General features: G+C 57.4%; 14 protein-coding genes. 1 reads left to right on the top strand and 13 read right to left on the bottom strand.

Annotated elements, in window-relative coordinates; genetic code table 11:
* Positions 1–115 precede the first annotated feature (115 nt).
* From EXR70_22680 to EXR70_22645, 8 genes are all read right to left on the bottom strand, one after another.
* On the bottom strand, positions 116–517 hold the full coding sequence (locus tag EXR70_22680) for a hypothetical protein (protein MSP41303.1): 402 nt from the start codon (positions 515–517) through the stop codon (positions 116–118).
* 109 nt (positions 518–626) lie between these two features.
* On the bottom strand, positions 627–956 hold the full coding sequence (locus EXR70_22675; GenBank protein MSP41302.1) for a hypothetical protein: 330 nt from the start codon (positions 954–956) through the stop codon (positions 627–629).
* A gap of 156 nt (positions 957–1,112) precedes the next feature.
* Positions 1,113–2,642, bottom strand: a complete 1,530-nt coding sequence (locus EXR70_22670) for a hypothetical protein (GenBank protein ID MSP41301.1) — start codon at positions 2,640–2,642, stop codon at positions 1,113–1,115.
* Complete coding sequence (locus tag EXR70_22665; GenBank protein ID MSP41300.1) at positions 2,618–3,610, bottom strand: hypothetical protein; 993 nt, start codon at positions 3,608–3,610, stop codon at positions 2,618–2,620. The genes EXR70_22670 and EXR70_22665 overlap by 25 nt, the downstream gene beginning before the upstream one ends.
* A gap of 12 nt (positions 3,611–3,622) precedes the next feature.
* Entirely contained in the window at positions 3,623–5,137 is a 1,515-nt protein-coding gene (locus EXR70_22660) for a hypothetical protein (GenBank protein ID MSP41299.1), read from the bottom strand.
* Positions 5,138–5,164: 27 nt separating this feature from the next.
* Complete coding sequence (locus EXR70_22655) at positions 5,165–5,899, bottom strand: hypothetical protein (GenBank protein ID MSP41298.1); 735 nt, start codon at positions 5,897–5,899, stop codon at positions 5,165–5,167.
* Positions 5,900–5,901: 2 nt separating this feature from the next.
* Positions 5,902–7,125, bottom strand: coding sequence for a (Fe-S)-binding protein (locus EXR70_22650; protein MSP41297.1), 1,224 nt, complete (start codon positions 7,123–7,125; stop codon positions 5,902–5,904).
* Between the two features lie 219 nt (positions 7,126–7,344).
* Positions 7,345–7,797, bottom strand: a complete 453-nt coding sequence (locus EXR70_22645) for a MarR family transcriptional regulator (GenBank protein MSP41296.1) — start codon at positions 7,795–7,797, stop codon at positions 7,345–7,347.
* Positions 7,798–7,894: 97 nt separating this feature from the next.
* On the opposite strand from EXR70_22645, the gene EXR70_22640 reads away from it, so the two are divergent.
* Positions 7,895–8,650 carry an MBL fold metallo-hydrolase gene (locus EXR70_22640; GenBank protein ID MSP41295.1) on the top strand — a complete coding sequence of 252 codons (756 nt, stop codon included), beginning with the start codon at positions 7,895–7,897 and terminating at the stop codon, positions 8,648–8,650.
* Between the two features lie 33 nt (positions 8,651–8,683).
* On the opposite strand, the gene EXR70_22635 is transcribed toward EXR70_22640, so the two are convergent.
* The 5 genes from EXR70_22635 to holA all read right to left on the bottom strand — a co-directional run bounded on the left by EXR70_22635 (position 8,684) and on the right by holA (position 12,668).
* Positions 8,684–9,538, bottom strand: coding sequence for a D-alanyl-D-alanine carboxypeptidase (locus EXR70_22635; protein ID MSP41294.1), 855 nt, complete (start codon positions 9,536–9,538; stop codon positions 8,684–8,686).
* Positions 9,539–9,841: 303 nt separating this feature from the next.
* Positions 9,842–10,021 (bottom strand): hypothetical protein, encoded by a 180-nt coding sequence (locus EXR70_22630; protein MSP41293.1) that lies wholly within the window; start codon positions 10,019–10,021, stop codon positions 9,842–9,844.
* Positions 10,022–10,060: 39 nt separating this feature from the next.
* Entirely contained in the window at positions 10,061–10,588 is a 528-nt protein-coding gene (locus tag EXR70_22625) for a hypothetical protein (protein MSP41292.1), read from the bottom strand.
* Positions 10,588–11,124, bottom strand: a complete 537-nt coding sequence (locus EXR70_22620; GenBank protein MSP41291.1) for a DUF1669 domain-containing protein — start codon at positions 11,122–11,124, stop codon at positions 10,588–10,590. Before EXR70_22620 ends, EXR70_22625 begins: the two co-directional genes overlap by 1 nt.
* Complete coding sequence (holA, locus tag EXR70_22615) at positions 11,121–12,668, bottom strand: DNA polymerase III subunit delta (GenBank protein MSP41290.1); 1,548 nt, start codon at positions 12,666–12,668, stop codon at positions 11,121–11,123. Before holA ends, EXR70_22620 begins: the two co-directional genes overlap by 4 nt.
* Positions 12,669–13,003 lie beyond the last annotated feature (335 nt).

Below are 13,003 nucleotides of genomic sequence, written 5' to 3'. Positions count from 1 at the left end.
TGCCAACCGAAGGAGAACCCAACACCAAAATCTAAATCGACGTGCCAGCTCAACAATAAACCCCAGGGGCTTCAAAGCCCTTTTCTCTTAACCTGACTGGTACACTATTGCGCCGCTATCTGGCACATTTTCTCTCCGCCATTGACACGACCTCTCGATCAGCGCAAATGGCGAGCAACGCCATTTCGTTGGAATGGGAAAGATTGAACTCGATGCCTCTCGGCGCCAATGCCGCTGGTAGCTTGGGCTTACCATTGCTGCCAAGTTCGAAATACAGTTGTGCTGGTTCAATTGGCAAATAGCGGCTGAGAATCCGATGTAGCGCGATATGCGCAGTTAAATAGCGCCGCCGGTGCTGTTCGAAGTGAAAGCGAGCCGCACGTTCCTGCTCGTCCGGCGAGAGCAATTCCCGTCCGTCATCGAGATCGACGCTGGCATCATCCAACCGCACGGCCCAAACATGGACAGTGCGATTAAGCGCCGGAAGTTCCGCTGGTGATGCCGGCCAGATTGCCATAAGCCAAGAGGGCGGGTTTCAAACCCGCCCCTACAAATCCCAATTCATTTTTTGTGTCTTTTGCGTTCTTTGCGGCCAAATCTCCGACTCCGATTTCCTTACTCTGTGATCATAGTGCTCTTTCGCGCGCGTTGGGTGTGCCGCTGACAATCACCCGCTCGCCTTCGCGCGTCACGCGCAGATCGTAGGGTCCGGTGAAATAAATCATCGTCCGCGGATGCTCGTAGATCGTCGTCTTGTGGGCGATCTCTTCGACGTAGATGTTGAACAGCTTGCCCGCCGGCAAATTGACCGTCTCGGTGTGCATGATCACGCCGTCGAAAAAAACTTCGATCCAGTTGCGGTTCTCGGTGACGGCGAGAATGATGCCGGCCGCGCTCTTGAACGTCGCCAGCAGCTCTTCGCCGCCGTCAACGATCTTGGTCTTCGTTTTTTTCATTCGGCGCGCTTCGACAAGAAAGCGGGTTTAAAACCCGCCCCTACCTTTTCCAAATCTTTTTTTGCGTTCTTTGCGGCCAATTCTCCTCCTCCTCTTTCCTCCCCCGCGAGCGGGGGAGGATGAAGGTGGGGGCGTTGCCTTTCGAACTAAATCGAATCAACTCCCCAACAGCGTCTCGGCATCGCGGATCGTCTTGCCCGACGACGTGCGTGGCAGCGATTCGCGAATGACTATCTTGTCGGGTACTTTGAAGTTGGCGAGATTGGCGCGCAGAAACGTCAGCAACTCTTTCTCGACAACCACGCTCCCCGGCCGCGCCACGATGGCGGCGCCAATGACTTGGCCGCGTTTGGGGTCGGGGATCGCGAAGACAATATTTTCCTGCACGCCGGGGTAAGTGTAAATCATGTTCTCGACTTCAGCAGGATAAACGTTCAAGCCGCCGGTGATGATCATGTCGTCGCGTCGGCCGAGATGATAGTAATAACCATCCGCTTCGACCTTGCCGACGTCGCCGGTGTAGAGCCAACCGTTGCGAATCCGCTGCACCGTAGCGTCGGGCCGGCGAAAGTAACCTTTCATGACATGCGGTCCGCGGGTGATAATCTCACCGGCTTCACCGAGCGCAACTTCCTGGTCGTTCTCGTCGACGATCTTCACTTCGACCCGCGGCACGGCGCGGCCGATGCTGCCGATCTTGGCTTGAGCTTTTTCCGGCTCGACCAGTGTAATCATCGGCGAGGTTTCGGTCAGACCGTAGCCTTGGATCACTTTTATATGCGGTTGCGCCGCTTGGAACGCGCGCAGCAAAGGCATGGGAATGCTCGTGCCCATCATCGCCGCGATCTTCATGCTGCTGGTGTCGTAGCTAGAAAGATTTTTCACCCCGAGCAGCAGTTGAAAGACAATCGGCACGCTCTCGAAAACATTGACGCGGTATTTTTGAATGCCTTCGAGCAAGGTCACCGGATTGATTTGATCGAAGATCACCAGGGTGTAACCTTTTTCGGCCAATTCGTTGCACACCACCGGACCGACGATGTGCGACATCGGCAAGATGCAGCCGCGGATAGTCGACCCGTCGGTGATCTTCATCTCGCCCATGAGCGCCGGGTACTGGACTAAATTGACATAGCTCAGCACCACGCCCTTAGGCTCGCCGGTAGTTCCCGAAGTGTAGAGAATCAAGGCGTCGTCACCGGGATTGAATTGCACCGGCGTTAGCTCGCCGGCGGTGGCGGCGAAACGCTTTTCAAAACTGCGCTCGCCGTCGCCGCCGGCGAGCCAGACTGCAATCGGCGCCAACGATTTAAAAACCTCTTCCACTTCGCCGTAGAGCTGCTGATGGACGATCAACAGTTTTAGATCGGCATCTTTCAACACACCTTCTAGCTCTTTGCCCTTCAAGCGCGCGTCGAGAATCACCGTCACCGCGCCAATCTTCTGGGTGGCGAAATAGCTCAGCGGAATCGCCGTCGAGTTTGGTAAAAGCAAGCCGACCCGATCGCCCCGGCGAATGCCCTCTTGCTGCAAATGGCCGGCGAGCGCTAGCACGCGCTGGTTGAGCGCGCCGAAAGTTAGCTCTTCGTCCTTGGTGATGATCGCGGTCTTCTGCGCTTGGCGCGCGGCGGTCTCGGCCAAAACCGCGGCCGCGTAAAAACCTACTGAATCGGTATCGTTTGCCATAACGTGAACGCCCTCTGAAATGGTTTGTACCAGCGCGACAGCTGCGCCAGCTCGCCGCGCTTGAGTTTCAACTTGCCCTGCTGAGTAGCTAAGAATGCGTCGATCTTGTTGCTGAACACGGCGCTCCACCACTGCGCTTGACCGCTGATCTGAAATACGCCGTCGTTACTTTCCGTCAGTTCGGTAATTTCTCCGGCGACGAATTTCACCGTCCAGGCCGCGTCGCTTTCATCAAGATGCAGCGTTAGCGAGGTCGTCAAAGCGGTATCGCTGCCAAACTGGCGAAACTCGCCGTCGCCGTTGGCGGCCGCAACCAGCGCGCTCATATGTTCTTTGGAGAACAATTCGTAACACCGGCCGGCGCCGGTCGGCGAGGTTTTTTTCGATGGTGAATCTGCAACCACGCGGCCTGGTGACCCACCGTCTTTAAAAAATTGGCAATGCACCGCTTCTTCGAGCAGATCGGTAAATAGAAACGCTTCTTGAAAAGTCTTGCCGATGGCGACGGTGCCGTGGCCTTTGATGATCGCCACCGGACTATACTTGAGCGCTTCGACCAGTTTTTCTGGCTTGGTCACCGTCGGCGTGTCCTGCGCGATGATCGGCACTTCGCCGATGGTATATTTTTCCTCATAGCTTACTGGCACGAAGCTGTCGTGGCTCAGCGAAAACGCCAGCACCATCGGCGGGTGGACGTGAACGATCGCTTGGGCGTCGGTGCCGGCGTAAACCGCCAGATGCATCGGCGTCTCGCTCGACGCTTTCTGCTTCGGCTTTAGTGGCTTACCCTTGGCGTCGATCTTGACCAGATCTTTCACCGTGAGAAACGCCAGCGCCGCGTGCTGGCCGGTGATCAAATAATTATTCTTATCGGTACGGCAACTGAGATTGCCGCCCCAGCCGCTGATCAGCCGCCGCTCAAACATCAGCTTGCCCCAGCGCATCATGTCACTTTCAAGTTTAGCCACGTCACAACCTATTTACTTGAATAACGCCCAGGGAACAATTTCCGCTTCGATCGGATAAAGCGTCACACCGGCCGGACAAATCGGCTTGCCCATGAACGTCGACGCGTCCTGGTCGGTGCTTTGGAAATTCACCGGCCCGCCGCTAAACAGTTCCACGGGAACACCGTGCAAGCGCGCCAACTGCACGGCGAGCAATGAACCGCAAATCCCCACCGGCCCTAGCTCGGCAAAGTCACTGTAGAACAGGCAAAGCTTTTTAATCTCGCCGTGGGCGAACAGCGTCCCCATCATGTTGTCGGAAATCAAAGTCGTCGGCGCGTTGCGCTGAAGCAATTCGCGGGCGACCACCTGGGCGCCCAAAAGTTGCGGCCGCATTTCTGCAACTAAGATGCTCTCGGCCCGCTCCGCTTTGAGCGCGCTGATCAAGAATGCATACTGATTTGCCGGCGGTACGCCGTAGACCAAGAGATACTTGGCGTTGTCTACCACCCCGGCCTTTGCGGGGGCGTTTTTCGCTTGATATTTCTGCCGGAAAGATTCCGGCGTGTAGACACCGTCAAAGCCGATCAACTGGGTAATAAACTCCGCCGGCGTGACATCGAACGACGGATAGCGCGTCATCAGCGCAGCATTGGAATCGGCAACCAACGGCTGCCCAGCAAACTGCAATAACTCCCGCGCCGGCCGCTCTTCGATCTCGACATCGCCGCCGCATTCGAGACCGTGCGGATCTTGCACCAGGGCGTAAAACGGCACCCCATATTCATGGGCCAAGCGCGCGATCGGATAGGTGCCGATCTTGTTGATCACGTCGCCGTCGCGCGCGATTCGATCGGCGCCGACGATCACCGCGTTGACCGCGCCCTTGGCCATCACCTGCGCCACCGCGCCGTCGACGATCAACGATACCTCGACTCCCGCTTGCGCCAGCTCCCAGGTCGTCAAGCGCGCGCCTTGCAAGTAGGGACGCGTCTCGGTGGCGATCACGGAAATTTCCTTGCCCAACTCTCGGCAGTAACGCGCCACCGCGACCAGCTCGCCGCTGACATTGCAGTGGGTCAGCAGCCGAGTGGCATTAGGCAACAGCGCCGCGGCGCGGCGCGCTCGAGCACTGCGGGCGGCGACAATCTGCTGGCCCAAGGCGCGCGCCTGCTGGGCGATGAATTGGCCGGGTGCGGCGCCGTCAGGTAAGGTCTTGAACCATTCCTGGAAGAAAAAACCCAGGCCGCGAAAATCGAAGGTCGGCCGGGCGTCGCAAAACTTTTGCGTCATTTGGGCTAATTGCTCGCGCAGCGGTTCGGCTTGTTTGCCGGCATGTCCCTCGGCGAGCAAAGCGCCGCTGTAAAGAAACGTCAGCACCTGGCCGAAGGCTCGCGTCTTCATCTCGCGCACGGCGTCAAGCGCCTGAGCGACTTCGCTGACCTGAATGTATTCGAGCTTGTTGGGAACTTGGATTTCGTCGAGGATTTCAAAACCCGCGCCTTGCCAGTGCACGGGTTCGAACAGCGGGCTTTCGACGACACTCATGATTTTATTGCGAATTGACAAATGGCGCTATAAATAGCGCACGGCTTGGCGCGCCACATCGATGGTTTTCTGCTCGGCTTCAAAAAACGCCGGATCGCGAAAGCCGAACTTGCCGTGCAAACATTCATCCGACACCGACAGCACCGCGCCGGCCTTTTTGCCGCGCACATGGGCGATGGTCAAAAAAGTCGACGTCACCATGTCGATGCTCGAAACATTTTGTTGATTCAATTGGTCAATCAGCTCCGGCGTCTCCTGAAACAAGGCATCGGTGGTGAAGATCCAACCCAAATGGTAGCGCACCTTTAAATCGTCGGCGGCGCGCTTAAGCGCATTGACGATGTCGCCATGGGCCACCGTGGAAAAATTTTCCGCGACGTAGTAACGCGACGTGCCGTCGCCACGCAGGGCGCCGGTGACGATCACCAGATCGCCGATCTTGACATGCTCTTGCAGCGAACCGCAACTGCCGACGCGAATCAAAGACTCCGCGCCGGCGGCGCAGAGAATCTCGGTGGTGATCGCCGTGTCCGGCGCGTAGCGGCCGCCGTTACCGATACTGACGCGCTTACCGTCGAGCGTGCCGGTGTGCATTTCGTAGTCGAGAAACGTAAAACTCCTTTGCGGCTGCTCCAAGAGCTTGAGCATCATCTCACTGCGCTCTTTCGGTCCCGGCACCAGCGCGATGGGGCCCAGCGAATCGCCCTTGAGGCCGAGCATGCTGAGCATTCGTTGGGGCGTGAAGTGGGCTTCTTTGAGCATGACTAAATCGCCTGCGCCGCGAACTCGAGTAAATCTTGCACCGGCAATCCGGCTTGCGGCAATTCGGCAAACGAGCGCTGGCACAGGGCGCTGGAAGTGAGAACCAACTCGGCGCCGGTTTCGGTCGCCTCACGCATGCGCTCCGCGGCGTTCCATTGCGCCATCTGCGGATCGGCTTCGGGGGCGCCGCCGCCGCCGCCGCAGCACCACGACCAACGTTCGCTCCGCGCCATCTCGACGATTTCGACGGCCGGAATCGCCCGCAAGATTTCCCGCGGCGCAGCGTAAACGCCGCAACCGCGGCCGAGATGGCAAGAGTCGTGATAGGTGATTTTTTTATCGATCGGCTTGGTGAACTTGAGCTTGCCATCGGCGATTGCGCGCGCGACGTATTCAACGCCGTGAAGCACATTTAGATCGACGCCGGCTTCCTTGGTATATTCGCGCCAGATTCTCTGGCAACTGCCGCACGCGACGACAACATTTTTGATCCCGTGATGCTTGAGCGTGGCTAAATTGTCGTCCTTGAGCCGTTCGTACTCGCGGCGAAAACCGATATCGAAGGCATAAAGCCCGCAGCATTTTTCTTGGTCGCCGAGAATCGCAAACTCGTCCCCGGCCTTTTGCATCAACTTGGCGAGGGAAATCGCGCCGCTCTTGCCACTGGCGCGATCCGCCGAACAGCCGGCAAACAGCAACGTCGTCGCCGTGGAATTCCCAAGCGTCGTCAATCCCAAGCCTTCGGCCCATGCGCCGCGCGCCAACTTGGGCTGGGCAAAAGGGTTGTCATGTTGGCGCAAGCCGTCGAAGATCGCCTGATGCACCGGCAGCGGTCCATCTTTTTCGGTGATCTCCTCGCGCATGGCGGTCGTGATGTCCCAAGGGCCGTAGCCATCGCCGCGCACGCCGCACAGTTCTTGGCACATCAGACAGCTGGTGCAAGCGTAGATCACTTCTTTCAATTCCGGCGTGATCGGCTCGAGACCGTGAAATACCCGCTGCGCCATCAACCAGCGAGACTTCGGCGTGTGGCGCTGGAATTTATAATATTCGTAGGGCGGACATTTCTCTTTCGGCCCCGGCACATCCTCCATCGGATTGGCCGGCCCATGGCCGTAGCAGGAACCGCACAACACACAGCCGCTGCTCCGTTCGTCGAGTCCTTTGGCATAAAGCCACCGCTTGACTCGCTCTAGCCCAATCGGTTTTTTGATTTCTTTGTTCACGGAAGTTGGCGCTGCTGAGAAAGGTTCAAACGTTAACCATTTATAACTCGCCAATATCCGCTGTCAATCAATCGGCGCGGCAATTGAATCGACCACACTCTAAAGACCCGAACTTCGAAATTCACCACAAAGGCACAAAGGACACGAAGGGTTCGGATGATTTAAACTCCGAACTTCGTGTCCTTCGTGGTGAATATTTTCTTGCTTATCTGCGCGTGATCAACGGGCCGCCCGCGGTTGATTGAGTTTGCGGAGAATCGCCGAGAGTTCTTTTTGTTCCGCGTTACTGAGACCGACAAAAACCTCGGCGACGCATTTCTCGAATAGCGGGATCGTGCTGCGATAAATCTTGGCGCCTTTTTCCGTGAGAATCACGTGCACCACGCGCCGGTCTTTGTCGTCGCGTTTACGCACTACCAGTTTTTTGTCCTCGAGCCGATCGACGATGCCGGTCAGATTGCTCACCGTGACCATCATCTTGGCGCCAATCTCGCCGAAGGGCAGTCCGCCGGCATAACCGATGGTCGCCAACACGTAAAATTGCGGCGGCGTCAGCGCCAACTTAGCCAAATCATCTTCGAGTTTTTTATGCGACTGCAAACTGAAGCGCAGAAAGCGCACCCACAGGCTGGTTGTATACGTCGTGAAGAAAGGACGCTTGAAGACTGCCACAGCGCAACCTTAGTCGCACGTTGGCTAAAAAGCAACTTAGCGATTGGCCAAACGGGCCGTTGCCGCCATTGCAACTTGGCGCCGCAAAACGATAAAGATGCTAACGAAATCGTCTCGAACATCGGCGACCATGATGAAACTCCACATCCTCGGTTGCGGCGACGCCTTCGGCAGCGGCGGGCGCCACCAGAGCAGCTATCTGATCGAATCCAGCGATCGGCTGTTTCTGCTCGACTGCGGTTCGACGACGTTATTGGCGATGAAGCGCGCCGGCTTCGATCCGCGCCGCTTGGATGCGGTCATTCTCAGCCATCTGCACGGCGATCATTTTGCCGGCTTGCCGTTTATCTTTATCGACTTTCTTTACCGCCAACCCAAAAATACCCCGATAATCATCGCCGGACCGCCGAGAACTGAAGAAAAAGTTCGCGGCCTTTGGCAAATCATGTATGGCGGCGGCGCGAACAAAGAATTGCCACCGGTCGACTTTCAGATTTTAAGTCCCGATCAGCCGACCGAGGTTGCCGGCATCGACGTGCGCCCTTTTCGCGTGGCGCACCAAAGCGACGAGATTTCTCTCGGCTTGAAAATCGTTTGCGACGGCAAACAAGTGCTTTTTTCCGGCGACTCGTTGTGGACCGAAGACTTTATCGAGCGCGCTCGCGGCGTCGACCTTTTCTCTGCGAATGCTCGTTTTACCGCGAACAACCCGGCATGCATGTCAATTTTAAAGCGCTGCAAGCCAACCTGGCGCGCCTCACCTGCCGCCAACTGCTGCTCACTCACCTGGGCGAAGAAATGCTCGCCCGCCGCGATGAACTCGGCGTCAAGTGCGCGGAGGATGGCATGGTGATCGAAATTTGAGTGGGCTGAAAGACGGGTAAGGTCAGCGCGCGTCCGGCGCCTTGGCGCGAAATTCCTGCGGCAGAATCATCGCGCCCGACAGCCGTTCGGCCCGCGAAGTAGCTAAGGGCGCTTCCAGCGACGCGCTTTTTCCCCCTGCCGGCGACGCGGTTTTGAGAGTTTCGTAGTTGTCGAAACCGTATTCCAGCAATCTTTTGGTATCGCCCCATTGATCGCGCGCGCCTAAAATCGCCACGATCAAGGTCACGCCGTTACGCTGCACCGCGCCGACGAAACATTTTTGCGCCGCCACCGTGTAACCGGTCTTGCCACCGATGGCGCCGTCGAAGTCCCACAGCAGCCGATTATGGTTGCGCACCGAGATCCGCCGCGGCACGACTTTTTTGCGGACCACCGCGGTGCTGCTCACCGAGCTGAATTTAGTTTGGACGATTTCACGAAACAGCGCGTTGCGCATGGCGTAGCGGAATAGCAACGCCAGATCGCGCGCGGTCGAATAGTGATCCGCCGCCGTCAGGCCGTGGGGATTGGTGAAGTTGGAATTGGTCGCCCCCAGCTCATGGGCCTTCTTGGTCATCAAATCGGTGAAGTGTTCCACTGAACCGCCGAGACCTTCGGCGAGAACAATCGCGGCGTCGTTGGCCGACGTCAACATCAGACCGTACAGCAGCTCTTCGATGGTCATGGTCTGACCCGGTCGCAGATAGAGTTTGGTCGGCGGCATCCGGGTGGCGTCTTTAGAGACGGTCAAAGATTCGCCGAGCTTGTGACCGCTTTCCAGAGTCACGATCGCGGTCATGATTTTCGTCGTGCTCGCCGGCGGCAGACGCAGATCGGCGTCTTTTTGATAGAGGATTTTACCGTTGGCGGCGTCCATCAGGAGCGCCGCGCGGGCGGTGAGATTCTCGTCAGGATCAAATGCTGAGGCCGGTTGAACCGAGAGGGCAAGTACAACGACAACCGCTACAATCAGACCCGCGGCATTCCATTTCCAGGCGCGCAGAGCGTCAAACCTCCCGGTGGCTTAGTGGCTGAGACCGTTTCGTCTGCATAGGATAATCGGAAAATAAAATAGTACCATGTTCTGCCATGAGCGCCTAGTTAAAAACTCATCGTTTGGCGAATTGATTGGGTAGCAAAGACAAAAGCCCGACAGCACGCCGGCAAAAGCTGGCGGCGATTATTTTTTCGTCGGCGCAACCCCGTGGTGCGCGATCTCGCGCTCGGCGCGCTCGCTGACTCCAGCCTGTTCGCCCATCGCTTCGCGGCGAATCCGCTCTTGGCAGGGTTGGCAAATGCCGCCCTTGAGGACATCGGCGGTTTTGGCGCAGACCATACATCTTTTCAGCGGCTCAGCCATGGCGGTCATTTTACCGGAATTTCACCAATAGCCAATTGCTCACGGCAAGATTTTTATCTGCTGGGGACTTTCAAGAATCATTTCCAAGCCGTATTGAGGATGATCTTTGATCTGTCCGGTCAATTCTACTTCTTTATTTTCATAATTTTTCGGCGCCAATTTATTTTTTTCGAACAGTTCGACGCTGCTCGGGAAGATCACCGCGGTGAGCGCTTCGCGGGTCGGGCCGAAGTTGAGAAAATAAGTATTGCTCTTGGCCGAATGGCCGACGCGAAAGATCCGCCCGCGCACCCGCGCCTGGCGTCCGGCGAGGCTGCGAATCTTGTCGACGTCGCGGGCGACGATGACGGGCAGCTCCAGCGCCTTTTCTTCGCCCTCGGCAAGCGCGGACAAGGGCAAGAACTTTACCGGATAAGCCTGCGCAGAGCCGTTGGTCGAAGCCTGCCGCGTCAGCGGCGCGGTCATCGCACCATCCGGCGGATTCCAACGTTGGTACAGTATGTGAGCGAAAATGCCGGCGGTGAAGGTCGCGGCGATCGCCAGTGTGGACGCCAACCAACGGGCCATTACAGTTTGCGCTCCCAGAGCTGAAAAAACGCCTTGCGGTATTCCTCGGCCAGCGGCCCGGCGTCGCGAAACAGCAACAGATTCTCGTCGTTAAAGTTATCGGCGGAATGGGTCCAATTGTACGATCCGGTGAGCACCATGCGCCGGTCGATGACGGCGAATTTTTGGTGCATTAGGCCGGCATCTTTTTCGAAAATTTTGGTTTTGAGACCGGACAGGCGGCGCAGGGGAATTTTTTGCCCTTCAATAAATTTGCTCTTGGATTTGTCATTGGCGGCGTCGAATTCGCGGTCGACGACTACTTGCACCACCACGCCGCGTTTTTTCGCCTGCACCAACGCAATTGCCAAATCATCGTTGGTAAACGCGTAGACCGCCACCAGCAATTCTTTTTGCGCTTGCTCGATGGCGCGGAGAATATGCGCCGAACATTTTCCCTGGGGACTGAAACAGGCTTGCACGACCATTTCCGCGGCGCTCGCAGTGGGGCAAACGCTGAGCAGCGCCACAAGCATCGCTAGCGCCGCGCCGATCATCTGGCAACTCGCACTGGCGGTTTTCGCGAACTTCCCGCCAAGCACATGTTGAGAATCAACTTCTCCATCACCAAGCGCGGCTGCCCGCCGCTCGATTTCAAACGCCAATCGGCGTCGAACAACCCTTCCATGTAGCCGTGCAGATCGGTCGCAGAAAAGCGCTCGGCCCTTTGGTAGCACATGTAATCGGCGTAGGGATTGCGCGTCAGCGCCGGCGGGTTATGCGGCAATATGGATTGCTGAAACTGCTGATAGGTCATGCCCCGTTTCCACAGCCGCGCCAAATCGCTATCGAGCAACTGACGCGCGGCGAACAAACGGCGCACCTCGGAGGCCACCGTGCCGAGCAAGCGCAGCGGATGCTCGCCTTGGGCTAGCAGCCGGGCTAACTGCCCCAGCGCGCCGGCGGCGTCGCGCTCACCCAAAGCGCGGGTGAGATCGAAGATCCAACCCTCGCCATGATCGACGAAAATCGCCTCGACATCTTGGGCGCGAATTGCCGGCCGCTCGCCGACAAACAGCACAAGTTTTTCTAATTCCTGTTGTAAGCCGCGCAGCTCGTCGCCCGCTCGGGAGAGAATCATCTCGCGCGCCTGGGGCTCGACGGTTTTGCCGCTTTGGCGCAAGCGCTGGTTGACGAAGTCGAGCAAACTGTCCCGGCTGATCTTGCCGCTGCGGTCGCGCTCCAAACCGACATAAAGCACCGCGCCGATTTCTTCGAAGCGTTTGTAGAGCCGCGTGCGCCGGTCGACTTGGAGCGCGGTGAGGATCATGAAAGTCCACTCCGGCAATCCGGCATCGAGCAGTTCAACCAGGCGATGGCCTTGGTTGCCCTTACGTTTACTCAGATCGATGTCGCGGTTCTTGGCGTAGGTGAGTAACGCTTCGGCTTCGTCTTGGGCCTCGCCGCCGTCGGCGTCGAGCAGCGCCAGTAGCGCTTTTGCCGAGTTTGGTTCCAAGCGCTCCCACTGGTCTTGGCTCCACCCTTCAACTGCCAGCAGATCGATCATCAACTTGACGGCATCGTCGCGCTTGCCATCGCGCCACAGTTCGAGAATTTTCTCGCCCAGCTCGCCCTTTTGCTCGCGAGAAAAAAAGTACGGCGCGTTTTCCACCCAGAGTAATTTTTTGCCGGGAAAAAACGGCGGCGTCATCAGCGAGGCCTCGATTTGATCCCAGGAGGCGGCACGGCCGTCGAAACGCTCGAAGTTGAAACCGCGCTGCTCCGCGGGCACGACTAGATCGAGCACCGACTTGGCGTTTTCTTGGACTTGCAGATCGTCACCGAAGAGCAGCAACAAGCGCGAGCCTTTGCCGCTGGAGATGTCGGCGAGAATGGCGGGCAGATCGCGTTTCACGTTGGCAACCGATTTGCGGCGGTGCGGTTGAACTCCGAGCGGGGGCTCAGTGCTTGGAAATCCACATCTGGTTTTTCTCGTTCCAAATATAATCCGTGCGCCAAACTTTGAGGCCGATGGTGTACTTGCCGCCGGACTTGGTGACGAACATCCGTTCCGGCGAATGGGGCACTTCGGTGCGGGCAATAATCATGACCTTTTTCGAGATGCCCTTGTTGATCAAGATTCGGTCGCCCTCGCGCATGGTCACACGGTTGTCTTTTCGTGGTCGCCTGCCGCTCATGGCCCCAAGCTACCACCAGCCATTTCACCTGGCAATGCTTTGTCAGTCGCTTTCACCGTGGCGTTGGCAGAGTGCGCGCTGGCTATTTTACTGTCGTGGCAACGTCAATATGTCATGTTAACAGCAACGCGATTATGTCAGGGTAGTGCGTTGGGTTGAGGTCGTAAGTTAGAAACCTGGCCATAGCGGAACCCCACCTTGTTGGAGTTGGTTCGATATAGGCCAAGTGTGTGCGTCG

Source organism: Deltaproteobacteria bacterium, assembly GCA_009692615.1.
In the GTDB taxonomy this organism is placed as follows: Bacteria; Desulfobacterota; Binatia; order UBA9968; family UBA9968; genus DP-20.
This window is presented reverse-complemented; position numbering and strand designations above follow the sequence as displayed.

Bases quoted from the DNA above. Each gene is read 5' to 3' on its own strand.
- EXR70_22680 (MSP41303.1), bottom strand. From the start codon at position 517: ATGGCAATCTGGCCGGCATCACCAGCGGAACTTCCGGCGCTTAATCGC.
- EXR70_22675 (MSP41302.1), bottom strand. From the start codon at position 956: ATGAAAAAAACGAAGACCAAGATCGTTGACGGCGGCGAAGAGCTGCTG.
- EXR70_22670 (MSP41301.1), bottom strand. From the start codon at position 2,642: ATGGCAAACGATACCGATTCAGTAGGTTTTTACGCGGCCGCGGTTTTG.
- EXR70_22660 (MSP41299.1), bottom strand. From the start codon at position 5,137: ATGAGTGTCGTCGAAAGCCCGCTGTTCGAACCCGTGCACTGGCAAGGC.
- EXR70_22655 (MSP41298.1), bottom strand. From the start codon at position 5,899: ATGCTCAAAGAAGCCCACTTCACGCCCCAACGAATGCTCAGCATGCTC.
- EXR70_22640 (MSP41295.1), top strand. From the start codon at position 7,895: ATGCTAACGAAATCGTCTCGAACATCGGCGACCATGATGAAACTCCAC.
- EXR70_22635 (MSP41294.1), bottom strand. From the start codon at position 9,538: ATGGACGCCGCCAACGGTAAAATCCTCTATCAAAAAGACGCCGATCTG.
- EXR70_22630 (MSP41293.1), bottom strand. From the start codon at position 10,021: ATGGCTGAGCCGCTGAAAAGATGTATGGTCTGCGCCAAAACCGCCGAT.
- EXR70_22625 (MSP41292.1), bottom strand. From the start codon at position 10,588: ATGGCCCGTTGGTTGGCGTCCACACTGGCGATCGCCGCGACCTTCACC.
- EXR70_22620 (MSP41291.1), bottom strand. From the start codon at position 11,124: ATGATCGGCGCGGCGCTAGCGATGCTTGTGGCGCTGCTCAGCGTTTGC.